25 protein-coding genes are annotated in these 22,398 nt (G+C 42.2%); 20 read left to right on the top strand and 5 right to left on the bottom strand.

Annotated features, from left to right (window positions below):
• The first annotated feature begins 167 nt into the window (after positions 1–167).
• The 7 genes from O3605_RS09765 to O3605_RS09735 all read left to right on the top strand — a co-directional run bounded on the left by O3605_RS09765 (position 168) and on the right by O3605_RS09735 (position 9,574).
• On the top strand, positions 168–746 hold the full coding sequence (locus tag O3605_RS09765; protein WP_049498322.1) for a flavin reductase family protein: 579 nt from the start codon (positions 168–170) through the stop codon (positions 744–746).
• On the top strand, positions 733–1,302 hold the full coding sequence (locus tag O3605_RS09760; RefSeq protein WP_049498324.1) for a GNAT family N-acetyltransferase: 570 nt from the start codon (positions 733–735) through the stop codon (positions 1,300–1,302). Before O3605_RS09765 ends, O3605_RS09760 begins: the two co-directional genes overlap by 14 nt.
• Before the next feature lie 29 nt (positions 1,303–1,331).
• Positions 1,332–3,983 (top strand): valine--tRNA ligase, encoded by a 2,652-nt coding sequence (locus tag O3605_RS09755; protein WP_049498325.1) that lies wholly within the window; start codon positions 1,332–1,334, stop codon positions 3,981–3,983.
• Between the two features lie 51 nt (positions 3,984–4,034).
• A complete protein-coding gene (locus O3605_RS09750; RefSeq protein WP_070586378.1) occupies positions 4,035–5,552 on the top strand; it encodes an AAA family ATPase in 1,518 nt (505 codons plus the stop codon).
• A complete protein-coding gene (locus O3605_RS09745; protein ID WP_371586067.1) occupies positions 5,452–6,639 on the top strand; it encodes a hypothetical protein in 1,188 nt (395 codons plus the stop codon). Before O3605_RS09750 ends, O3605_RS09745 begins: the two co-directional genes overlap by 101 nt.
• A 62-nt stretch (positions 6,640–6,701) precedes the next feature.
• Positions 6,702–7,922, top strand: a complete 1,221-nt coding sequence (locus O3605_RS09740) for a DNA cytosine methyltransferase (protein WP_070586380.1) — start codon at positions 6,702–6,704, stop codon at positions 7,920–7,922.
• 77 nt (positions 7,923–7,999) lie between these two features.
• Positions 8,000–9,574: a hypothetical protein gene (locus O3605_RS09735; RefSeq protein ID WP_070586585.1), complete on the top strand. Its 1,575-nt coding sequence runs from the start codon at positions 8,000–8,002 to the stop codon at positions 9,572–9,574.
• Between the two features lie 69 nt (positions 9,575–9,643).
• Here O3605_RS09735 and O3605_RS09730 read toward each other — a convergent pair whose 3' ends face one another.
• A complete protein-coding gene (locus O3605_RS09730) occupies positions 9,644–10,258 on the bottom strand; it encodes a TVP38/TMEM64 family protein (protein ID WP_070586381.1) in 615 nt (204 codons plus the stop codon).
• Between the two features lie 182 nt (positions 10,259–10,440).
• On the opposite strand from O3605_RS09730, the gene O3605_RS09725 reads away from it, so the two are divergent.
• The 12 genes from O3605_RS09725 (at position 10,441) to O3605_RS09670 (ending at position 18,414) form a co-directional block, all read left to right on the top strand.
• Positions 10,441–10,968, top strand: a complete 528-nt coding sequence (locus O3605_RS09725; protein WP_371586065.1) for a YqeG family HAD IIIA-type phosphatase — start codon at positions 10,441–10,443, stop codon at positions 10,966–10,968.
• Positions 10,969–10,970: 2 nt separating this feature from the next.
• Entirely contained in the window at positions 10,971–12,077 is a 1,107-nt protein-coding gene (gene yqeH / locus O3605_RS09720) for a ribosome biogenesis GTPase YqeH (RefSeq protein ID WP_371586059.1), read from the top strand.
• Between the two features lie 223 nt (positions 12,078–12,300).
• Positions 12,301–12,612, top strand: a complete 312-nt coding sequence (gene yhbY, locus O3605_RS09715) for a ribosome assembly RNA-binding protein YhbY (protein WP_003005853.1) — start codon at positions 12,301–12,303, stop codon at positions 12,610–12,612.
• Positions 12,613–12,633: 21 nt separating this feature from the next.
• Positions 12,634–13,266, top strand: coding sequence for a nicotinate-nucleotide adenylyltransferase (locus tag O3605_RS09710; RefSeq protein WP_371586057.1), 633 nt, complete (start codon positions 12,634–12,636; stop codon positions 13,264–13,266).
• The gene (yqeK, locus tag O3605_RS09705) at positions 13,263–13,859 is read left to right on the top strand and encodes a bis(5'-nucleosyl)-tetraphosphatase (symmetrical) YqeK (RefSeq protein ID WP_371586055.1); all 597 of its coding nucleotides are present in this window, start codon (positions 13,263–13,265) and stop codon (positions 13,857–13,859) included. Before O3605_RS09710 ends, yqeK begins: the two co-directional genes overlap by 4 nt.
• On the top strand, positions 13,860–14,360 hold the full coding sequence (locus O3605_RS09700; protein WP_371586053.1) for a cysteine hydrolase family protein: 501 nt from the start codon (positions 13,860–13,862) through the stop codon (positions 14,358–14,360).
• A gap of 14 nt (positions 14,361–14,374) precedes the next feature.
• Complete coding sequence (gene rsfS / locus O3605_RS09695; RefSeq protein ID WP_003014310.1) at positions 14,375–14,728, top strand: ribosome silencing factor; 354 nt, start codon at positions 14,375–14,377, stop codon at positions 14,726–14,728.
• 208 nt (positions 14,729–14,936) lie between these two features.
• Positions 14,937–15,677, top strand: a complete 741-nt coding sequence (locus tag O3605_RS09690) for a class I SAM-dependent DNA methyltransferase (RefSeq protein ID WP_049488931.1) — start codon at positions 14,937–14,939, stop codon at positions 15,675–15,677.
• Between the two features lie 6 nt (positions 15,678–15,683).
• On the top strand, positions 15,684–16,778 hold the full coding sequence (locus O3605_RS09685; protein ID WP_049498333.1) for a nucleotidyltransferase: 1,095 nt from the start codon (positions 15,684–15,686) through the stop codon (positions 16,776–16,778).
• A 232-nt stretch (positions 16,779–17,010) separates the two neighbouring features.
• Positions 17,011–17,265: a type II toxin-antitoxin system Phd/YefM family antitoxin gene (locus tag O3605_RS09680; protein ID WP_003014291.1), complete on the top strand. Its 255-nt coding sequence runs from the start codon at positions 17,011–17,013 to the stop codon at positions 17,263–17,265.
• 3 nt (positions 17,266–17,268) lie between these two features.
• Positions 17,269–17,523 carry a Txe/YoeB family addiction module toxin gene (locus O3605_RS09675; RefSeq protein ID WP_049498334.1) on the top strand — a complete coding sequence of 85 codons (255 nt, stop codon included), beginning with the start codon at positions 17,269–17,271 and terminating at the stop codon, positions 17,521–17,523.
• 174 nt (positions 17,524–17,697) lie between these two features.
• Positions 17,698–18,414: a YebC/PmpR family DNA-binding transcriptional regulator gene (locus O3605_RS09670; protein WP_003005873.1), complete on the top strand. Its 717-nt coding sequence runs from the start codon at positions 17,698–17,700 to the stop codon at positions 18,412–18,414.
• A 52-nt stretch (positions 18,415–18,466) separates the two neighbouring features.
• On the opposite strand, the gene O3605_RS09665 is transcribed toward O3605_RS09670, so the two are convergent.
• Genes O3605_RS09665 through O3605_RS09650 form a run of 4 tightly spaced genes read right to left on the bottom strand, consistent with a single transcriptional unit; the run spans position 18,467 to position 21,234 of the window.
• Positions 18,467–18,793, bottom strand: a complete 327-nt coding sequence (locus tag O3605_RS09665; protein ID WP_003005875.1) for a DUF5960 family protein — start codon at positions 18,791–18,793, stop codon at positions 18,467–18,469.
• Positions 18,774–19,145, bottom strand: coding sequence for a hypothetical protein (locus O3605_RS09660; protein WP_004219869.1), 372 nt, complete (start codon positions 19,143–19,145; stop codon positions 18,774–18,776). The genes O3605_RS09665 and O3605_RS09660 overlap by 20 nt, the downstream gene beginning before the upstream one ends.
• Positions 19,142–20,554 carry a Y-family DNA polymerase gene (locus O3605_RS09655; RefSeq protein WP_371586050.1) on the bottom strand — a complete coding sequence of 471 codons (1,413 nt, stop codon included), beginning with the start codon at positions 20,552–20,554 and terminating at the stop codon, positions 19,142–19,144. Before O3605_RS09655 ends, O3605_RS09660 begins: the two co-directional genes overlap by 4 nt.
• Before the next feature lie 2 nt (positions 20,555–20,556).
• On the bottom strand, positions 20,557–21,234 hold the full coding sequence (locus O3605_RS09650) for a helix-turn-helix domain-containing protein (protein WP_003011690.1): 678 nt from the start codon (positions 21,232–21,234) through the stop codon (positions 20,557–20,559).
• 159 nt (positions 21,235–21,393) lie between these two features.
• On the opposite strand from O3605_RS09650, the gene asnA reads away from it, so the two are divergent.
• Positions 21,394–22,386: an aspartate--ammonia ligase gene (gene asnA, locus O3605_RS09645; RefSeq protein ID WP_003005888.1), complete on the top strand. Its 993-nt coding sequence runs from the start codon at positions 21,394–21,396 to the stop codon at positions 22,384–22,386.
• Positions 22,387–22,398: the final 12 nt, after the last annotated feature.

Genomic DNA, 22,398 nt, shown 5'->3' with positions numbered 1-22,398 from the left:
GAAGTCCACAAATGTGTCAAAACTGGTTGCTAATAGATGAAAATGAAATAAACAAAGTTGCGGGCATTGCCCGAAATTGGGTGGTACCGCGGATTAATACATTCGTCCCTGTCAGATTAATGACAGGGACGATTTTTATTTTATCCCCCTAGCTGAAGGAGCTTGTCATGAAACAATCTTTTAACACCAGTAAACTCTACTATGGCTTTCCTATCTTCATCCTGGGGTATCAGGACCAGAACTTTGGACATAATATCACGACCTGCAGTTCCTCTTATAGCCTGGGCGATTGGCTGGTCATCGGGGTTGGTGCTGAGGAAAATGCGGCTGACCAGATTAAGCATTACCAACAGTTCAGCGTGAACATCCCTGATGAAAACTTTATGCTGGAGATGGAGCAGGCTGGCTTTATCAGCCATCGGGAGAAATTGAAACACCTGGGGCTAGACTACGAGATTTCTGAACGGACTCAGGCCCTGTTTTTAGAGGCTTGTCCAGTCGTTTTGGATTGCCAGGTGGATCGGATTATCGAGGAAGATGGTATCTGTCATATTTTTGCCAAGATTCTCGAGCGACTGGCTGATCCAGAGCTCTTAGATGATAAGGGGCATTTTATAAATGACCGTTTTGCACCGACCTACTTTATGGGGGACGGTCACCAGCGTGTTTATCGTTATCTGGACGACCGAGTCGATCCCATGGGAAGCTTTATCAAGAAAGCGAGGAAGAAAGATGACAAGAGCTGAACTGCCAGAAAGAATAGAAACCGAGCGTCTGGTCTTGCGAGTCCGAACAGTGGCGGATGTAGAAGATATCTTTGACTATGCTAGTCGTCCAGAAGTCTCTTACCCAGCAGGGTTTCCACCTGCCAAGACCTTGGAAGATGAGATTTATTACCTAGAACATATCCTTCCCGAACGTAATCAAAAGGATAATCTCCCAGCAGGCTATGGAATTGTGGTCAAAGGGACCGATAAAATCATAGGCTCAGTCGATTTCCCCCGTCGCTACGAAGACGATGTACTGGAGATTGGCTATACCTTGCACCCAGACTATTGGGGCCGAGGCTATGTGCCCGAAGCAGCGCGTGCCTTGATTGACCTAGGTTTTAAAGAATTGGGACTTCACAAGATTGAACTAACCTGCTTTGGCTACAATGCCCAAAGTCAACGTGTCGCTGAGAAGCTTGGTTTCACCCTTGAAGCTCGTATCCGAGACCGTAAAGATGCCCAAGGCAATCGCTGTGACAGTCTGATATACGGCTTGCTGAAGAGTGAGTGGGAAACTCAAGATCAACATTAAAAATAGAAATAACTAGAAAGGACACACACATGTCTAAAGAACTTTCACCTAAATACAATCCAGCTGAGGTTGAGGCTGGTCGTTACCAAAAATGGCTTGACGAAGATGTTTTCAAGCCTTCAGGCGATAAAAAGGCTAAGCCTTACTCTATCGTCATTCCACCACCAAACGTAACTGGGAAACTCCACCTTGGTCACGCTTGGGATACAACTTTGCAAGATATCATTATCCGTCAAAAACGCATGCAAGGCTTTGATACGCTTTGGCTTCCTGGTATGGACCATGCTGGGATTGCCACTCAAGCTAAAGTGGAAGCCCGTTTGGCTGAGGATGGCATCTCTCGTTATGACCTTGGTCGTGAAAAATTCCTTGAGAAAGTCTGGGAATGGAAAGACGAATATGCCACTACTATCAAGCAACAATGGGGCAAGATGGGGCTCTCTGTAGACTATTCTCGTGAGCGTTTCACCCTTGACGAAGGTCTATCAAAAGCTGTTCGTAAGGTCTTTGTAGAGCTTTACAAGAAGGGCTGGATTTACCGTGGTGAATTTATCATCAACTGGGATCCAAAAGCTCGTACAGCCCTTTCTGATATCGAGGTTATTCACAAGGATGTGGAAGGTGCCTTCTACCACATGAACTACATGTTGGAAGACGGTTCACGTGCCCTTGAAGTGGCAACAACACGTCCTGAAACCATGTTTGGGGATACAGCCGTAGCGGTTAACCCAAATGATGACCGTTATAAAGATTTGATTGGTAAAAATGTTATCTTGCCAATCTTGAACAAGCCAATCCCAATTGTTGGGGACGAACACGCAGACCCTGAATTCGGTACTGGTGTGGTGAAAATCACTCCTGCCCACGACCCTAATGACTTCTTGGTTGGTCAACGTCATAATCTTCCGCAAGTCAACGTTATGAACGATGATGGTACCATGAATGAATTGGCTGGTGAATTCAATGGCATGGACCGCTTTGAAGCTCGTAAGGCTGTTATCAAGAAGTTAGAAGAAATCGGTGCGCTTGTTAAGATTGAGAAGATGACCCACTCAGTTGGTCACTCAGAGCGTACTGGAGTTATGGTTGAGCCACGCTTGTCTACACAATGGTTTGTGAAGATGGACCAATTGGCTAAAAATGCTATTGCCAACCAAGATACAGAGGACAAGGTAGAATTCTACCCACCTCGTTTCAATGATACCTTCCTTCAATGGATGGAAAATGTCCACGATTGGGTTATTTCTCGTCAGCTCTGGTGGGGTCACCAAATCCCTGCCTGGTACAATGCTGAGGGTGAAATGTACGTCGGCGAAGAAGCACCAGAAGGCGACGGATGGAAACAAGACGAAGATGTCTTGGATACTTGGTTCAGTTCTGCCCTCTGGCCATTCTCAACTATGGGCTGGCCGGATGTCGACTCAGAAGACTTCAAACGTTACTTCCCAACTTCAACCTTGGTTACAGGTTACGACATCATCTTCTTCTGGGTATCTCGTATGATCTTCCAATCATTGGAATTCACAGGACGCCAACCATTCCAAAACGTTCTGATTCACGGTCTCATTCGTGACGAGCAAGGACGCAAGATGTCTAAGTCACTCGGTAACGGGATTGACCCAATGGATGTTATTGAGAAATACGGTGCTGATGCCCTTCGTTGGTTCCTTTCAAACGGTTCTGCACCAGGTCAAGACGTGCGTTTCTCTTATGAGAAAATGGATGCGTCTTGGAACTTCATTAACAAGATTTGGAACATCTCTCGTTACATCCTCATGAATAATGAAGGATTGACCTTGGATGTGGCGCGTGAAAATGTAGCTAAAGTGTCTGCTAGTCAAGCAGGTAACGTGACAGACCGTTGGATTCTTCACAACCTCAACGAAACTATTGGAAAAGTCACTGAAAACTTTGACAAGTTTGAATTCGGTGTGGCTGGTCACATCCTCTACAACTTCATCTGGGATGAGTTTGCGGACTGGTATGTTGAGTTGACTAAGGAAGTGCTATACAGCGACAATGAGGACGAAAAAGTCATTACTCGTTCGGTTCTTCTTTACACCTTGGATCAAATCTTGCGTCTCCTTCACCCAATCATGCCATTCGTGACTGAGGAAATCTACGGTCAAATCTCTGAAGGAACAATCGTGACTGCGGAATACCCAGTGGTTCGTCCAGAGTTTGAAAACGAAGAAGCAGCAGCCGGCGTTGAAGCTCTTAAAGATGTGATTCGCTCCGTTCGTAACTCACGTGCAGAAGTGAATGTAGCGCCAAGTAAACCAATCACTATCTTGATCAAGACAAGCGACAGCAGGCTCGATGCCTTCTTCAATGATAATGTCAACTACATCAAACGCTTCACAAACCCAGAACACTTGGAAATTGCAGCAGATGTCGAAGTACCTGACTTGGTTATGTCAAGCATCATCACAGGCGCAGAAATCTACTTGCCACTCGCTGACCTTCTCAATGTCGAAGAAGAATTGGCCCGTCTTGAAAAAGAATTGGCCAAATGGCAAAAAGAACTGGATATGGTCGGTAAGAAGCTCTCTAACGAACGCTTCGTAGCCAATGCCAAACCAGAAGTCGTCCAAAAAGAACGCGACAAACAAGCCGACTACCAAGCGAAGTACGATGCGACTGTTGCACGTATTGATGAGATGAAGAAGTTGGTTAAGTAGTGTGGAAGTGATTTAATTTCTATAACTGAACAAAAGAAGTGGAGCGGATATATGGATTCGATTAGACTTAAGAATTTAAGAAGCCTTGTAGATACTGGGGATATTGAAATTAAACCATTAAATATTATTTTGGGGTCTAATAGCTCGGGTAAAAGTACTTTTCTACGTTTTTTTCCTTTATTAAAACAAACTATTAATAGAAAGATTCGAGGTGTTTTGTTTTGGAGTGGTTATGATCAAAACGACGTAGATTTTGGTGATTTTGATACAGCGGTTAATAATCAAAAGGGACACGATAAAATGGAATTTTCATTTTCATTTGACGTTTCTAAGAACGAAATAATAAAATACGCTCGTTTTTACAAATTAAACAAACGATCCTTTTTTGAAAAAGTACCTAAATTCAACAAAACAACTATTTCAATTTGTTTAGAAAAAAATAAAAGTAATGAATTAGAGAGAATTTCAAGAGTAACTATTTCTATATTGGGTGAAGACATAACGATTGATGTGCAAAGTAAGAAAATAAATATAGGTGATAGAGAATATGGATTACTTACTTCAGATAATGGATATATACATAGATTAGATAGTGTTTTTCAACTAAATAATTTACTTGATTCAGAAGAGATTCTCGAAAAAGAATTAGGAGACATAATTAATGAAATAAACAGTGATGATATACCGACCTTTTGGGAATATCATGATATTATAAAAAGAGATTTGGAAAAGTTATTTAAAGTAAACCATGATAATGACGAGTTTGAAATTATAAATGTTAAGGAATTATCAAAAAACGAGTTAATAATTTATAAAGATATACTACTGATTAAATTTTTGGAGATAATTCTGAAGATTTCTGATAACTATATCACGTCCTATTTTAATAAGTCTGTTTATATTGCTCCTATTAGAGCTACTGCTGAAAGATATTATAGGCTAAGAAATTTATCAATTGAAGAAGTAGACTCTAGTGGTGGGAATCTTGTTGACTTTTTGTATAATCTTGATAATGAAATGTTTCAACAATTTCAGAAATGGACAAATGTATTTTTAGGCTTCCAAGTAGAAAAAGATGTAATAGGTTACGATGGTATTAATAAAGGATATGTGTCTATTTATATTAGAAAAAGTGGTGATCAAAACCGTTATAACCTGTCTGATACTGGATTTGGCTATAGTCAAATCCTTCCAATTGTAACTCAACTTTGGTTTATTGCTAATAATCCGAAGAAAAGATTATATTTATTGAGATACCCTACTACAATTATTATTGAACAGCCAGAGCTTCATTTACATCCAAAACTACAAAGTAAGCTGATTTCAGCGATATGTAGTTTGGCTAATCATAATTTCCGATTTATTATTGAAACTCACAGTGAAACAATTATTAACAAAATTGGAGACTTAATCTACAATAAAAAAATAGGAAACAAAGATGTAAACATACAAATTTTTTCAAAGAGGAATGGGAAAATGGAAACAATCGTTGAGTCCGCATCATATGATAAGGAAGGATTTCTTAAAAACTGGCCTATTGGATTCTTTGATGAGGGGAATTATCTCTAAAATGATATTTGAAATTCATAAAAGTTGTCTGCAATTATTAGCAGAGGAAGATCCAGACGTATGTTCTATGCTAAATAGTTTAGCGACAAATAGGAGAAAAGGATTAAACGTAATTATTGCAGATCGTGATGTGCTAGATTACTTAAAAAACTGTACACTTCTTGAGGTTAATGCTCAGAGGTTATTTGCTTATCTAAGAAGAAAAAGTCACGAAACAAAAGAATTAAAAAAAGTTGTAAGTAGATACTATACAATTGTTGCTAATAATAGTATCGAATGTGATAATTGTCATATTATTACAGTATCAGATATTCTTAAAAATGAGTTTTCATCGAAAACACAACTTTTAGTTGAAGATTCGACCGACTTTGATTTTTATCACTATATTGGATTGTATTTTGCCTCTAAAAATAGAATTAATTATCACCTTTCGTTTGATATAGTCCCCGGAGGTGGACAAAATTCTGCTACTATTCTTGATGGGTTAATTAAGCAAGAAAATAGATTATTACTCGGTATATTTGATGGCGACCAAAAATATCCCGGGGATACAATAGGTGGAACGTTAAAAGCTGTACTAGAGATAATAGCCTCAAAAGATAGAAAGTTTTTTGAATGTATTTCATTAGCTGAGCAGGGTGTCCATGAAGCCGAGAACTTAATTCCGTTAAAACTCATTGAAGAAATATATGATAGTAGAGAAATTAATGCACAAAATACTATAAAGTTTTTAAATAGATTGTATGAGGAAAGATCAAATTTGTATTTTTACTTTGATATGAAAAAGGGTATCTACCAAGCCAATAAAACATATACTGATGAATATAATGCTTGTTGGAAAGATTGTGTTGAATCATTTAAAGTAAGTGAAACTTTAAAAAGTTTATATATTTCAAAAGTTATTATTAGTCGATGTGATTTGTTGAAAAAAGTCATTGGATACCTTCCTGATAAGAGTTTAGGGAACTGTGATGATTTAATTTTCATATTTGAAAACTTTGTAAAAGATACATTTGTCGATTCAAAATGGACCGCCATTGGAAAAGAAATTTTTACTTGGGGTTGTGTTGGTAGAAGAATTTCATAATGTTGTTTTTATATAAGCTGTTATACTATTTAGTTATATATTTTTAGAAAGCAGGTTACTACATGACAAATTCTGTAAGTTCGAACCGATCTGAGAAGTACAATATTGCAGCTTTCTTCTCAGGTGTTGGGGGAATTGAGTTGGGATTTGAACAGACCAACGAGTTCAGAGTGGTGTATGCCAATGAGTTTGATAAGTATGCGCGTCAGACTTATCAGTTAAACCATCCAGATACCTATTTGGATGATCGCGATATTCACGATGTTCAGCCAGAGGATATTCCGGCTGAGCGCGTGGATGTGATTATGGGAGGTTTCCCTTGTCAGGCCTTTAGCATTGCGGGTTACCGCAAGGGCTTTGATGATGATCGTGGCGATCTTTTCTTTGAGTTGCTTCGCATGATTGAGGGGCGTAAACCTCGTGCCATCTTCATCGAAAACGTCAAGAACATGGTCGGTCATGACCATGGCAATACCTTCAAAGTTATTCGTGAAGCCTTGACCGAGAACAACTACTTCATCAAGTGGAAGGTTCTCAACGGGAAAGACTATGGAAATATCCCACAAAACCGTGAGCGTATTTACATTGTCGGTTTTGATACAAAGGAAGCTTATGACTTGTTTGAATTTCCAGAGGAAATCAAGCTCACGACTTCTCTTCAAGACGTCATTAACTTCGGCGATAAGCTTGATGAGATTTACTACTATCGTGAAGGCAAGCAGAATTTCTACGATCAGTTGAAGTTTGAAGTGACTAGTCAAGATACGGTCTACCAATGGCGTCGCCAATATGTCCGTGAAAACAAAAACGGTGTCGTACCTACCTTGACAGCCAATATGGGAACAGGTGGACATAACGTTCCATTGATTTTGACAGATAGTGGCGAGATTCGGAAGTTGACTCCCAAAGAAACCTTTAATGTCCAAGGGTATCCTAAGTCCTTTAAAATCCCAGAAGGGGTTTCCAATGGTCAGCTCTACAAACAAGCTGGAAATAGCGTAGTTGTTCCCGTGATTAAACGTATCGCGGAAAATGTTGCCAAAGCTTTGAATGAAAGTCAAGGGCCGTCTCAACTGGATCGCTCAGGAAAATTTGCCATCATCTACACCAAGATGAATGGTCAGTTTGAAGGCCAGTCTTATGTGAAAGATTTTGTCTCTACTTATGAGGAAGCAGAGAAGAAGATTGCTTCCTATGAGGATGGGCTTGCGATTTTATCCGACGAAGATTATTTCAGATTGGTAAAAAAACGTGGGAATTTAGAGTTTTACAGCATTATTTAACGAATTATATAAGTAAGGGGACTAGTGAAAAACTAGTCTTCTTTTGATATACTTAAATAAGAAGTGAGGATTGAATGATGTGGGAACACCTAAAACAAGAACAAAAGGAAAAATACAAGACGCTCATTACCAATTTTGCTAGTCTGAGTGAGGCCTTTTCTCAAAAGGCAGAAGCCGAAGATTCTAATGATCGAGAAAACTACGTTGCTCCGATTGTCAATTCAAAATTCCAAGAGACTGTTTTCCAAAAAGCTTTTCATGCGGTTGGGGAGGATATTGCCAACACCTCTTATGATGCTTCGCTGGTCGTTGACGAGCAACATAAATATTTGGTTGGGATTAAATCCTTTGGTTTGGACTCAGGGGATCAAAAAATTGCTCAGTTCAAGAAAGATTCACAGTCTTGGAATGAGTTGTTGAGTGAAATTCGATTTCATGCTGATATTTCACCGGACAAGGAAACAGCTGATAAAGAAAATGATGCCCGCTATGAAAAACTGGCCCGTGAGATTGCGACCTTGCGAAATCAACGGATTGAATCATCTAAAGCACTCATAAAAGGATTTCATTCTGATGCTGGTCATGTAGAAGCCGTCTATCATGTCTTGATGCCGACCTCGAAGGGACACAAGCCTCAGATCCATGTAGGAGAGACGACTTATTTGCCCGTTGATCTGGACCATCTCAAAATTTTAGGATCAACAACCAAGAACAATCCGACAAATTTCCGTTTTACGGACGGCCAGCATGACTACAAATACACGGCTGCAGATAGTCAGCTCCATATGACCTTTAGGAATAGGGAGATTGTGGTTGATACTTGGGATGTGAATTATGTCGAGGATCCCTTTTATCTTTTTGAACACCTTCACTTATTGACCTCAGAAAAAAGTGATTCGGAAATTCTTGAAACCGTTTCTTGGGTGATCACAGACAAGCATGGAAATGTAGAAGAAAATTCTGGCTTTAATGCCTTTAATGGTGGATCAAAGTTGGCCAAGAAGGACCGCTTGCCACGGATTTTAAAGATTCAGGAAAAATTTAAAGACAGTCTGGCTCCAGAAGAACTAGCTTTTGTGACTTTTTCTTTAGAAGAAATCCTCTTGAAAAAATGGTCTACCAAGGAAGAAAAAGCCCAGATGAAATCTATTCGCGAGGACTTGATTCGCTTTGTACACGAGACGGGGAATGAAAAACTAATCAAAGAAATTGAACAGCTGGTGTATCGTCCAGTCAGTGAAGTGTATATTCCTCTTCCAGACTCCAAACATTTTCATGAGGAGCGTCCGGACTTTTTTGGTAAAGATATTGGAAGGTTTGAGCCAGATACAAGTAAACTTGTGCTCCAAAAAGAAGAACGGACCTTTAAACTACGATTTTTATCATCAGGTGATGTGATTACGGCCTATATCAACCAAGAAGCTGGGAAGGCCATTCAATCAACTGATAAGCAAGAAATTCTTGGTAATTGGATTCTTCGTGGGGTCTTTCAGCTAAAAGATAGAGAGATCTTAACGGGTAAGAAACTGTCTCAGCTAGAAATCAATGGTATTCGTCTTTCCAAATACAAAAACGGTGAAATCGGCATTGATTTCATCTGGATTGATGTGGACAATCCTCCTGCAGATGCGATTGGTTGGGTTGCGAAATAGAGAGTAACAGACTATTCATAGAACTACAAAAACACCACCTCCTAGTCAATTAGGAAGTGGTGTTATGCTTTAGACCATTTGCCAGAAATAATCGATGATATAGGTCAGGCCATAGGTGTAGATGACAAGGGTGATAGGTTTGCAGAGGATGATGATAGTCATGTAGCGTTTGAAGGTCATATTGGTCAGACCTGCCAGCATACAGATGAAGTCGGCAGGACTAACTGGCCAGATCATCATGAAGATAAAGAAGCGATCGAACCGCTTGCCTTCATTGAGCCAGTTAATATACTTGTCGTAAGTCTTCTGACTGACCATGGATTGGACGAACTTAGGCCCGTACATTCTCGCAAGGTGAAAGATAATGGCACAGCCAATGACAATTCCGATGTAATTGTAAATGGTCCCGATAATATGGCCATAGATAAAGACACCAGCGACAGATGTCAGGGCGCCAGGAATAATAGGGACCACTGTTTGAAGGATCTGAAGAAAGATAAAGAGCGGTGGCCCGAAGATTCCGGCTTGCAAAATAAAAGCTGACAAGGTTTCTTTGGATTGAAGGATTCCAGAAAAGTAGGCCCAGATACAGAATGCAAGGGTTGCGAGGGCCCCAATGATGGATGACCAATTGATGATGCGCTGGAGAAGAGGAGATACCTCTTTTAAGCTTGTTTGTTTCATAAAAAATTCCGAGTTCTTTTTCTTCTACTATACCATGTTTTTGGAACTTTGTAAGGATTTTGTCTATTTTTTGAGTAGTGAAAGCGACCTGATTGGAGTCTGTCGCTGTTTTAGTCGTGAAGCGGGTGCAAAATGGGCCTTTTTATGCTACAATGAAAGGAGTATAAAAAATGGAGAAAAACGTGTCAATCGAAAATTACAAACCAGATTTTGCGGTGGGAGCAGCCTATGATCTCACCGTTGCAGACTTAAAAAAACAGGGCATCAAGGCCGTCCTTGTGGATTTGGATAATACCTTGATTGCTTGGAATAATCCGGATGGGACTCCCGAAATGCGCCAGTGGTTGCATGACCTTCGTGATGGAGGGATTCGGGTTATCGTGGTGTCTAATAATAGTCCCAAACGGGTCAAGCGCGCTGTTGAGAAATTTGATATTGACTATGAAGCCTGGTCGCTCAAGCCCTTTACTTTTGGGATTGATCGTGCCCTCAAACGTTTCCACTATGAGAAAAATGAAGTGGTCATGGTCGGGGATCAACTGATGACGGATATCCGGGCTGCCCATCGTGCAGGCATTCGTTCGATTTTGGTCAAGCCTTTAGTCGAGCATGACTCGATCAAGACGCAGATCAACCGGGCGCGTGAACGCCGTGTGATGAAGCAAATGGCCGAAAAATATGGTCCGATTGTATACAAAAAAGGAATTTAAGAATGGAAGAATTATTCTGTATTGGCTGTGGAGCCCCCATTCAGACAGAAAACAAAGAGGGGCTAGGCTATACTCCCCAATCAGCTCTTGAAAAGGGCTTGGAAACAGGCGAAGTCTATTGCCAACGCTGTTTCCGTCTGCGTCACTACAATGAAATCACTGATGTGCATCTGACAGATGATGATTTCCTAAAACTCCTTCACGAGGTAGGAGATAGTGATGCTCTCGTGGTCAATGTAGTGGATATTTTTGACTTTAATGGCTCCGTCATTCCTGGCTTACCTCGTTTTGTAGCAGGAAATGATGTGCTTTTGGTTGGAAATAAAAAGGATATCTTACCCAAGTCTGTCAAGGATAGCAAGGTGACCCATTGGTTGATGGAGCGGGCCCACGAAGAAGGCATGCGTCCTGTCGATGTGGTTCTCACCTCTGCTCAAAATAAGAGTGCTATCAAGGACTTGATGGAAAAGATCGAGCAGTACCGCAAAGGCCGTGACGTCTATGTGGTGGGTGTGACCAACGTTGGAAAATCAACCCTCATCAATGCGATCATCCAAGAAATCACTGGAGACAAGGATATCATTACAACCTCTCGCTTCCCAGGAACGACACTGGACAAGATCGAAATCCCACTGGACGATGGATCCTACATCTACGATACACCAGGGATTATTCATCGCCACCAGATGGCCCATTACTTGACAGCAAAAAATCTCAAGTATGTCAGCCCTAAAAAGGAAATCAAGCCTAAGACTTATCAGCTCAATCCAGAGCAAACCCTCTTCTTGGGTGGTCTGGGACGTTTTGACTTTATTAAGGGAGAAAAGCAAGGTTTCACCGCCTTCTTTGACAACGAACTCAAGCTTCACCGAACCAAGCTAGAAGGAGCGACCGCCTTTTATGACAAGCATGTCGGTGGCTTACTAACTCCTCCTAACAGCAAGGAAAAAGAAGAATTCCCACCCTTGGTTTCTCATGAGTTTACCATCAAGGATAAGACAGACCTGGTCATCTCAGGACTCGGCTGGATCCGCGTCAATGGCGAAGCCAAAGTAGCCATATGGGCACCAGAAGGCGTCGCCGTCGTTACCCGCAAAGCTATTATTTAAAAAAACAGGAAGAAATATATCTGAAGAGCGAACAAAGTGAGCTCATAAAGAGATCGTTATTGCCGTGGTGTAGTTGCCAATCGTGAGATTGGCAAGGGCAAAATGGAGACTAAGGCTCCATTTTGAGGTGAGGAAATCCATTTTTCAAAGATGAGATCTTTGAAAAATTAGTTCCGGCCGTCCCTACCACTTAAAATAACGATCAAAAAAAGGAAGTAAAAATATGACATTAACATCCAAACAACGGGCTTTCCTCAATAGCCAAGCCCACAGCCTCAAACCCATTATCCAAATTGGGAAAAATGGGCTCAATGACCAAATCAAAACCAGTGTGCGCCAAGCGCTAGATGCGCGCGAACTGATCAAGGTGACCCTTCTTCAAAATACGGATGAGAACATCCATGAAGTAGCAGAAATCTTGGAAGAGGAAATCGGTGTGGAAACTGTCCAAAAGATTGGTCGGATTCTCATCTTGTTCAAACAATCAAGCAAAAAAGAAAATCGTAAAATTTCAGCGAAGGTAAAAGAAATTTAGGACATCAAGGAGAGCAAACCTATGGCAATTGAACTATTGACTCCCTTTACCAAGGTAGAGTTAGAGCCAGAGATCAAAGACAAGAAACGCAAACAAGTTGGTATTTTGGGTGGAAATTTCAATCCGGTCCACAATGCCCATTTGGTCGTTGCGGATCAAGTGCGCCAACAATTAGGGTTAGATAAGGTGCTCTTGATGCCTGAGTATGAGCCGCCGCATGTCGATGCCAAGGGGACGATTGCAGAGCATCATCGCCTTAAGATGCTGGAATTAGCCATTGAAGGCATTGAAGGTCTGGAAATCGAGACGATCGAGCTCGAACGGAAAGGCATTTCCTATACCTATGACACCATGCTCTTGCTCAATGAACGCGATCCAGACACAGATTATTACTTCATTATTGGTGCAGATATGGTGGATTATTTACCAAAATGGCACCGCATCGATGAATTGGTGGAGATTGTACAATTTGTCGGGGTACAGCGACCACGCTATAAGGCAGGGACTTCTTATCCGGTGATCTGGGTGGATGTTCCTCTAATGGACATCTCCTCTAATATGGTGCGTGATTTTGTAGCCAAGGGTCGGACGCCGAATTTTATGTTGCCAAAACCAGTCTTGGACTACATCAAGAAAGAAGGATTGTATCAATGACCTATGAAAACTATCTAGGCTTTTCTCGTGAGTTCTTGCTTGAAAAAATGCGTCAAATCCTGCCAGAAAAGCGGCTAACCCACTGTTTAGGGGTTGAGAAGGCTGCGCGTGACTTGGCCAAACGCTATGGGGCAGATGAAGAGCAGGCTGGTCTAGCAGGTTTGTTACATGACTACGCCAAGAAATTATCAGATCAGGAATTTTTGGACTTGATCGATCGCTATGAGCTGGATCCAGCATTAAAAAACTGGGGGAACAATGTCTGGCATGGGATGGTCGGGATTTACAAGATCCAAGAAGACCTCGGACTGACAGATCCAGCCATTCTTCGCAGTATTGAGATTCACACCGTGGGGAGTGATCAGATGTCAACCTTAGACAAGATTGTCTATGTGGCTGATTACATTGAGCACAACCGGGCTTTTCCGGGGGTAGAGCAAGCACGTGACATCGCCCAAGTCTCCTTGGATCGTGCTGTGGCTTATGAGACGGCTCGCACAGTCGAACACCTGGCTCACCAAGGATTGCCCATTTATCCCCAAACCCTTGAAACCTATAATGCATTTGTGAAGTATTTGAAAGAGGAGCAGTGAGTGAAGACAGCTTTTATCATTATTGACGTACAAAATATCTTAGTGGAAACAGGCTTTGAGACAGAAAAGCTTCTGGAGAAGATTGCTTATTTGCAAGATCAGGCTAGAAAACAGCAGATTGAAATTATCTACATGCAGCATATTGAAACGCCAGAGGCTTTAACCTCGGAAGATTGGCAATTATCGCCCCTGTTGAAGAGGAAGGCAGATGAAAAGGTATTTCAGAAGCGATACAATAGCATATTTAAAGAGACAGGATTAAAAGAATACTTGGATCAACAAGGGATTGAACAACTGGTCCTGTGTGGTATGCAGACAGAATATTGTGTCGATACATCCGTCAAAGTAGGGTTTGAATACGGCTACAAGCTGGTCATTCCAGAAGGAGTTGTCACAACCTTTGATGGAGAGGATATTCCGGCAGAAACGCTTAATGAATTTTATGAAAATATTTGGGCAGAACGTTTTGCGGATGTCTTAGATTACAAATCAATTTTTTAAGGAAAGAGGACTAAATGAAAGAAAAAGAATTACTTGAACTTGTTGTTAAAGCTGCCGATGAAAAACGTGCAGAAGACATTGTGGCTTTGGATGTTCAAAGCTTAACCAGCGTGACAGATTACTTTGTCATCGCAAGCTCTATGAATAGCCGTCAGTTGGAAGCAATCGCTGAAAATATTCGTGAGAAAGTCGTTGAAGCTGGTGGCAATGCCAGCCATGTCGAAGGTGACTCAGCTGGAGGTTGGGTCCTTCTTGACTTAGGTGGTGTGGTGGTCCATGTCTTTTCAGAAGAAATGCGTGCCCACTATAACCTAGAAAAGCTATGGCACGAAGCAAGTGCTGTCGATCTTTCAGCAGCCCTAGCATAAGCAGGTGAACTCAGTTGGTAGCAACTGAGTTTTGTTGGTTAAATTGAAATTCTATGGAAAGAAAGGATGGGGCCCCGTGTTTAGTTAATTTGATAACTGAACACGAGCTAAAAGCTGTGAGAAAAAGATAAACTTCCTTTGTATCTGAGGATACGGCAGAAAGTTTCCTATTTTCTCTATGCTTTTAACGCTCTTTGTATCTTGATTTATGGCGACTTATGAAACGTTTGCGGCGGTCTACGATGCGGTCATGGATGATAGTCTGTATGATTTGTGGACGGATTTTTCTCTCCGGCATCTCCCTAAAAGCAAGGACCGGAAAAAATTGCTAGAATTGGCTTGTGGGACAGGGATTCAGTCTGTCCGCTTTTCTCAAGCTGGGTTTGATGTGACAGGGTTAGACCTGAGTGCTGACATGCTGAAAATTGCTGAAAAAAGAGCTGCTTCAGCCAAGCAAAAGATTGATTTTATCGAGGGCAATATGCTGGACCTGTCGCAAGCAGGAACTTATGACTTTGTAACCTGCTACTCGGATTCTATCTGCTACATGCAGGACGAGGTAGAAGTAGGGGATGTCTTTAAAGAAGTGTATAATGCCCTCAATGAGGACGGAGTTTTTATCTTTGATGTCCATTCGACCTATCAGACGGATGAGGTTTTCCCAGGCTATTCCTACCACGAGAATGCCGAAGACTTTGCCATGCTCTGGGATACCTATGAGGATGCAGCCCCTCACTCGATCGTCCATGAGCTGACCTTCTTTGTCCAAGAAGAGGATGGCAGCTTTAGTCGCCACGATGAAGTTCATGAGGAACGCACCTATGAAGTTTTAACATATGACATCTTATTGGAGCAGGCTGGCTTTAAATCTTTCAAATTGTATGCAGACTTTGAGGACAAAGAGCCAACAAAGACCAGCAAACGTTGGTTTTTTGTAGCACAGAAGTAGGGCAGCATGACAGTTACAGGAATTATTGCAGAATTTAATCCTTTTCACAATGGACACAAGTACCTGCTGGAACAGGCAGAAGGGGTGAAGATTGTGGTCATGTCTGGGAATTTTGTTCAACGTGGCGGGCCTGCCATTGTAGACAAGTGGACACGGGCTCAGATGGCTTTGGAAAATGGAGCGGATCTGGTGGTCGAGCTCCCCTTTCTCGTGGCTGTTCAATCGGCGGATCATTTTGCTAAGGGAGCGGTAGAAATCTTATCCCGTCTAGGAATCGACCAATTGACCTTTGGGACAGAAGAAGTCTTAGATTACCAAGCGATTGCGACAGTCTACTCGGAGAATGAGGCGGAAATGGAAGCTTTCTTGCGAAGCCTTCCTGACGATTTATCCTATCCACAAAAGACCCAAAAAATGTGGGAAACCTTTGCTGGAGTGGAGTTCACAGGAGATACTCCCAATCATATCCTGGGTTTGGCCTATGCCAAGGCTTGTGCTGGGAAGGGAATTGCGCTCAAGTCCGTCCAGCGCCAGGGAGCAGGCTACCATTCAGAGGAAAAAGAAGTGGCCTATGCTTCTGCGACTAGTCTACGCCTACACAAGGAAGATCAGGACTTTGTCGCTAAATTCATGCCCAATAGTCAACTCTTTCAGTCGGCTCCACAGGTGTCTTGGGAGAATTATGACCAACTGCTCCGTTATCAAATCCTAACCCATCCAGATCTGACACAGATTTTTCAAGTCAATGAAGAAGTGGCCAATCGGATAAAGGATGCGGTTCGAGGTGCTAGCTCTGTGGAAGAGTTGGTGGAGAAAGTCGCAACCAAGCGCTATACCAAAGCTCGTGTCCGCCGCATCTTGACCTACATCTTGGTAGGGGCGATGGATCAAGCTCTTCCCGACGCCATTCATGTCTTAGGATTTTCCGCAAAGGGACAAGCTCATCTCAAAGGCTTGAAAAAATCAGTAGGAATCGTGACTCGAATCGGTAAGGAACCTTGGGATAGTTTGACCCAGCAAGCGGATCAGGTGTATCAGCTAGGCCATCCCCAATTGCGAGATCAGATCTGGGGTCGGGTGCCAGTGAGAGTGGAAGAATAAACAGTCTGACGTAAATTTTCTCTGTCCACATTCACGTAAGGCAAGAAGTTTATGATGTAAGGAAATAGTGTTTATCTACTGTCTAAAAATTCCTTTAGACAGTAGATTTTTTTACCAAATTTAGAAACTTTTTACGAATAATTAAGTGAAGAGGGAAAAACTTGTACAAGTTCCTGACGAGTTTTTCTTTTTCATGTATAATAATAGAAAAGAGGTAGAATGAGGTATGGTCATGGAAGCAGTCGTTTATTCAACATTCCGCAATCATTTGAAGGATTATATGAAGAAGGTGAATGATGAGTTTGAGCCTTTGACGGTCGTGAATAAGAATCCAGACGAAGATATTGTGGTCATCTCTAAGAGCGAGTGGGACAGCCTACAAGAAACCCTGAGACTAGCTCAGAACAAGGAATTGTCAGATAAGGTCTTGCGGGGCATGGCAGAAGTCCGAGCTGGTCAGGTTCAACTCCATGAGATTGAGGGGTAACGGATGTTACTCAAGTTTACAGAAGATGCCTGGAAGGATTATTGTTACTGGCAAAGTCAGGACAAAAAAACACTGAAGCGAATCAATACCCTTATCAAAGAGATCCAAAGGGACCCATTTGCAGGGATTGGTAAGCCTGAGCCCTTGAAATATGACTTTCAAGGAGCATGGTCAAGACGGATTGATGCAGAGAATCGCCTGATTTATATGCTAGATGAGTCAGGTGTCGCTCTTCTCTCTTTTAAAGATCATTATTAAGTCTTTAAAAGAGGATCTTTTTGATAGTTAGGATAGCTATTTAAAATTCCCAACTCGAAGAAAATTCCTATAAAATCCCCTTTCTAAAAATAGAAAAATCTAGTCTAACTTCGATGATTTGTGATATAATGTTAAAGATTGAAAATAATTTGAAAAAATTTAAGGAGAATCCTCATGGGACGTAAATGGGCCAATATTGTTGCCAAGAAAACTGCCAAAGATGGTGCCAACTCAAAAGTGTATGCCAAATTTGGTGTGGAGATCTATGTAGCTGCTAAAAAGGGTGAACCAGATCCAGAACTAAATACTGCTTTGAGATTCGTTATTGACCGTGCTAAACAAGCGCAAGTGCCAAAACACGTTATTGATAAAGCGATCGATAAGGCAAAAGGAAATACAGACGAAACCTTTACAGAAGGACGTTACGAAGGGTTTGGGCCAAATGGTTCGATGTTGATCGTTGATACCTTGACGTCAAACGTCAACCGTACAGCTGCCAATGTCCGTGCTGCCTTTGGTAAAAACGGTGGTAACATGGGAGCTTCAGGTTCTGTATCTTATCTCTTTGACAACAAAGGTGTTATCGTCTTTGCTGGTGATGATGCCGATGCCATCTTTGAGCTTTTGCTTGAAGCAGATGTGGATGTAGATGATGTCGAAGCAGAAGAAGGAACGATCACAGTCTACACTGCTCCAACTGATCTTCACAAAGCAATCGTTGCTTTGCGTGAATCAGGTGTCGAAGAATTCCAAGTAACAGAATTGGAAATGATTCCTCAATCAGAAGTTGAGTTGTCAGGTGAAGATTTGGAAACATTTGAAAAACTTTACAGCGTTCTTGAAGACGACGAGGACGTACAAAAAATCTACACAAACGTAGATGGATTCTAATCACTCGTAAGGACTGTAGTGAATCCCATAAATTAAGAAAAAGGATAGCTTCTCAGATCAAGCTATCCTTTTTCTCTGTCTGATGAGGATCTATCTTTTGTAAGTGATGTCCTGTATAAGCGTAAATACGGGTCAGGGGTGATTGGGAGAGTGTGGAAACCTTAAAATAGAAATAATGGTCTCGATGATCCCGACTTTTGGTGTGGTGAAGACGAAAGTAGTTTCGCTGGCCTGCTGCCATAGAGTGGAGAATATCATCTTCTAAAAAGACGAGCGGCGTAGAAGTAGCGGCCCACTTGTAAAAGTCCATCTCAAATTGGTGGTAATTCTCCGAAAAATAATCAAATTGTAATTCGTGTTTAGTCTGAATAGGTTTCATAGGGTGTTTCCTCAGATTCAATAAAAATGATAGAGTCTACGAGGAGACGGTGGTAGTGGCCATCGCTTTTGAGAAGAAGCTCAGAAGCAGATAAGGTGTGAATCGAACCTGTGTAGGTTGCAAATTGATTCCCCTCTAGAATTGTGATCGAGATCGTCGTTTGTTGTTGAAAGGCCTGCTCCAGGAGCTGGATCTGCTCAGCAAGTGGAAGAATTGTGAGCTGACTGCGGTCAATTTCTTTTGTATGCAGGGCAGTTGTGTGCTCGGATAAAAAGAAGCCAGCCCATTTGGCCATGCCACGATCTTGAAATTCGCGGGCGGATTGATAAGGGAGATAAGAACGGTCGATCATGTTAATCCATCTAAGCCTCCTGCGGAATGTCCGCCTGTTAATTTACTGCGTGCAATGGCGCGTGAGTTTTCTAGTAGTGAGGATCCTTTCTGAAGAGAGGTAAAGCCAAATTGATCCCGAATGCGGTCAATGGTCTGCTGGAGTTTCTCCTCTTTTTCCAAGGCTACTGGGTCATCGAAGAGAGAAAGGAGTTGAAGAGACTCCTCGACAAGTTCTCCATAAAAAACACCAATCTGCCGAATGGCGCCTCCTTCGTACTTGGAGCGAAAGAGCCGCAGAACCGTATCGGATAAAACCTTGGTGGATTGGGTAGGCTCAATCTTTTGCTGGCAGTGAATGGACGGAAGCCCCTCGATTTTGGAGTAGGAGGCATGAATGGAGACCAGTTGGGTCTTCTTTTTTTTCCGTCGCAAGCGAATAGCCACCTGTTCAGCCATCTCCCGAAACACCAGTTCAATATCAGCTTGTAGATGGTAGTCATAGGGCAAGATTTGAGAATTACCAATACCTCGTGACTTCGGATGATAAGGCTTGTGGACATTGCTTTCATCAATGCCATGAGCATGGAACCACAGTTGAAGGCCCATGACTCCAAATTCTTTCTTTAAGAGATCGGGGTGAGCTTGAGCCAGTTCGGCAATCGACGTGATCCCGATCTTTTGCAATCGCTTTTCAGTACGACGTCCAATGCCCCAAAAATCAGTGAGCTGGGGCAGTTTCCAGACCTTACTTTCTACATCTTCATAAGACCAATTGGAACGCATATTTCGGCAATGCTTAGCTTCATTGTCCAAGGCTAGCTTGGCAAGAAGGGGATTGGCGTTGCTGAGGCCGATGGTAGAGTAGATGCCAGTTTCCTGCCAGATCCTTTTTTGGATCCTGGCAGAAAGGAGATCCAGTTTTTCCTTTCGAGAGAGGGAGGGATCTGGAATAAAATAATTTAAGGAAGAGGTCAGATCGATAAAGCCTTCGTCAATCGAGTAAGGGAAAATATCATCTGGTGCCGCAAATTCCTGAAAGATTTTTTGAATCTCCATATTGACCTGAATGTAAGCATTCATCCGTGGAGGCACAATCAGGGTCCTCTTGGCCCAGGATTCAATGTAGGAAACAAAGGTTGGATCTATTGGCAATCCTTGCTTTTTGGCGACGTAGCTATTAAATTTTCTGGTTTTGAGGTCAAAAGGTAGGTCGTAGCTACGGCTGACATTCTTCTTGCCAAAGACTTGTTTAAAAACGGGAGAGCTCGCCAAAATCAGGCCAGCAGAATTGTCGCTCCGACTCATGACGCAAAGGGAAGTCGTCAAGGGGTTGAGCCCCAGACGGACACATTCACAGCTAGCATAAAAACTTTTCATATCCACAAAAGCAATATCAGCATGAGGCTCACGTGAATAATCAAATAGCATATTTAAACCTCGAGTGGAAGAAAATGCCCGACCACAATGCCGACGATTTTGGGCTCGTCTTCATAGGGAGCAAATAAATCATCGTAGTCAGGGTTGATGGATTCTAAGCGCAAGCCTTCCGCTTCCCGATAGACTTTCTTGATATAGGTCTTCCCGTTCCAGATGAGGGCATAGACAGCACCATCGTAGTCAAACCCAGTCTGCTTCATGAGGGCAACAGAGCCATTGGGATAGAGAGGTTCCATCGAATCTCCGGATACCCAAGAGGCAAAGTCGTGTTGGATCTCTTGGTCAAAATAGACAGTTTCATAGTCCGTTTCGTTGTCATAAAAGGTATGTCCCAAACCGGCTGCTAGCTCAATAGAAAGAACCTTATAAGCTGTCAAGGAAACAACTTTTTGCTGCTGTTCGAATAACTGGCTGGCCAACTGGTCGACTTTCTTTTGATGAGGTGGGGTTAATAAAGGGTAGGTGTAGAGTGCGGAGTCTTTGTTAATAAAGTAGTCCTCTTTAACGGAGAGGCGCTTGGCCAACCTCCTGAGATTTTTTTCGTGTGGCTCTGCTAAGCCATTCTCCCAACTGGAGTAAGTCTTGCGAGAAATCTTGAGATCCTCGTAGACATCAGCTTGGGTCAAGCCTTTTTCTAGGCGTCGTTCTTTTAGTTTTTTTGCATCAAACATGTCGCTTCTCCTATGTAACGTTTTAAAAGTTACATACAGTTTATCAAAAATGAATCCTTTTTGCAAGAGAAAAATTCAGTTGAAAACGAATGAAAAGACTTGATTTTGATTGAAAAAAGAGTATAATCATTTCTAAAATGTCTATAAATGAGGAACTATATGAAAAAAAGTTTTATACACCAACAAAAAGAAATTTCGTTTGTTAAAACGACGTTCACACAATATTTAAAAGATAAATTGGACATCATTGAAGTCCAAGGGCCAATTTTGAGCAAGGTCGGAGACGGGATGCAGGATAACCTTTCTGGGATTGAACATCCGGTATCTGTCAAGGTCCTTCAAATTCCTGATGAGACTTATGAAGTCGTGCATTCACTTGCAAAATGGAAACGCCATACCTTGGCACGTTTTGGTTTTGGCGAAGGAGAAGGTCTCTTTGTCCATATGAAGGCCCTTCGTCCAGATGAAGATTCGCTAGACGCTATCCACTCTGTTTATGTAGACCAATGGGACTGGGAAAAGGTCATCCCCAATGGTCAACGCAACATCGCCTACCTCAAAGAAACGGTTGAAAAGATCTACAAGGCGATTCGTTTAACAGAACTAGCAGTAGAAGCGCGCTATGATATTGAGTCAGTTCTTCCAAAACAAATTACCTTCGTTCACACAGAAGAATTGGTGGAACGCTATCCAGATTTAACTCCAAAAGAGCGTGAAAATGCTATTGCCAAAGAATTCGGAGCCGTTTTCTTGATCGGGATTGGTGGAGAGCTTGCGGATGGCAAACCACACGATGGACGTGCACCTGACTACGATGACTGGACAACAGAGTCTGAAAATGGCTACAAGGGCTTGAATGGCGATATCCTCGTCTGGAATGACGTTCTAGGTTCCGCCTTTGAGTTGTCTTCAATGGGGATCCGTGTCGATGAAGATACGCTTCGCCGTCAAGTTGCGATCACAGGGGACGAGGATCGTCTCCAATTAGAGTGGCACAAAGCTTTGTTAAATGGTCTTTTCCCACTTACAATTGGTGGAGGGATCGGACAATCTCGTTTGGCTATGTTCTTGCTTCGTAAGAAACATATCGGTGAAGTCCAAACCAGTGTCTGGCCTCAATCTGTCCGCGATGAATATGAAAATATCCTATAAGGAAGAAAGAGA

It is taken from the genome of Streptococcus sp. 27098_8_99, from assembly GCF_041431935.1.
GTDB lineage: Bacteria > Bacillota > Bacilli > Lactobacillales > Streptococcaceae > Streptococcus > Streptococcus parasanguinis_D.
The sequence above is the reverse complement of the archived record's forward strand: the minus strand, read 5'-3'. Positions and strand labels throughout refer to the sequence as shown.

Bases quoted from the DNA above. Each gene is read 5' to 3' on its own strand.
- O3605_RS09670 (WP_003005873.1), top strand. From the start codon at position 17,698: ATGGGACGTAAATGGGCCAATATTGTTGCCAAGAAAACTGCCAAAGAT.
- yhbY (WP_003005853.1), top strand. From the start codon at position 12,301: ATGACATTAACATCCAAACAACGGGCTTTCCTCAATAGCCAAGCCCAC.
- O3605_RS09665 (WP_003005875.1), bottom strand. From the start codon at position 18,793: ATGAAACCTATTCAGACTAAACACGAATTACAATTTGATTATTTTTCG.
- O3605_RS09710 (WP_371586057.1), top strand. From the start codon at position 12,634: ATGGCAATTGAACTATTGACTCCCTTTACCAAGGTAGAGTTAGAGCCA.
- O3605_RS09685 (WP_049498333.1), top strand. From the start codon at position 15,684: ATGACAGTTACAGGAATTATTGCAGAATTTAATCCTTTTCACAATGGA.
- O3605_RS09660 (WP_004219869.1), bottom strand. From the start codon at position 19,145: ATGATCGACCGTTCTTATCTCCCTTATCAATCCGCCCGCGAATTTCAA.
- O3605_RS09750 (WP_070586378.1), top strand. From the start codon at position 4,035: ATGGATTCGATTAGACTTAAGAATTTAAGAAGCCTTGTAGATACTGGG.
- O3605_RS09650 (WP_003011690.1), bottom strand. From the start codon at position 21,234: ATGTTTGATGCAAAAAAACTAAAAGAACGACGCCTAGAAAAAGGCTTG.
- O3605_RS09675 (WP_049498334.1), top strand. From the start codon at position 17,269: ATGTTACTCAAGTTTACAGAAGATGCCTGGAAGGATTATTGTTACTGG.
- O3605_RS09655 (WP_371586050.1), bottom strand. From the start codon at position 20,554: ATGCTATTTGATTATTCACGTGAGCCTCATGCTGATATTGCTTTTGTG.
- O3605_RS09765 (WP_049498322.1), top strand. From the start codon at position 168: ATGAAACAATCTTTTAACACCAGTAAACTCTACTATGGCTTTCCTATC.
- asnA (WP_003005888.1), top strand. From the start codon at position 21,394: ATGAAAAAAAGTTTTATACACCAACAAAAAGAAATTTCGTTTGTTAAA.
- O3605_RS09735 (WP_070586585.1), top strand. From the start codon at position 8,000: ATGTGGGAACACCTAAAACAAGAACAAAAGGAAAAATACAAGACGCTC.
- yqeH (WP_371586059.1), top strand. From the start codon at position 10,971: ATGGAAGAATTATTCTGTATTGGCTGTGGAGCCCCCATTCAGACAGAA.
- O3605_RS09690 (WP_049488931.1), top strand. From the start codon at position 14,937: ATGGCGACTTATGAAACGTTTGCGGCGGTCTACGATGCGGTCATGGAT.
- rsfS (WP_003014310.1), top strand. From the start codon at position 14,375: ATGAAAGAAAAAGAATTACTTGAACTTGTTGTTAAAGCTGCCGATGAA.
- O3605_RS09755 (WP_049498325.1), top strand. From the start codon at position 1,332: ATGTCTAAAGAACTTTCACCTAAATACAATCCAGCTGAGGTTGAGGCT.
- O3605_RS09680 (WP_003014291.1), top strand. From the start codon at position 17,011: ATGGAAGCAGTCGTTTATTCAACATTCCGCAATCATTTGAAGGATTAT.
- yqeK (WP_371586055.1), top strand. From the start codon at position 13,263: ATGACCTATGAAAACTATCTAGGCTTTTCTCGTGAGTTCTTGCTTGAA.
- O3605_RS09740 (WP_070586380.1), top strand. From the start codon at position 6,702: ATGACAAATTCTGTAAGTTCGAACCGATCTGAGAAGTACAATATTGCA.
- O3605_RS09760 (WP_049498324.1), top strand. From the start codon at position 733: ATGACAAGAGCTGAACTGCCAGAAAGAATAGAAACCGAGCGTCTGGTC.
- O3605_RS09745 (WP_371586067.1), top strand. From the start codon at position 5,452: ATGGGAAAATGGAAACAATCGTTGAGTCCGCATCATATGATAAGGAAG.
- O3605_RS09730 (WP_070586381.1), bottom strand. From the start codon at position 10,258: ATGAAACAAACAAGCTTAAAAGAGGTATCTCCTCTTCTCCAGCGCATC.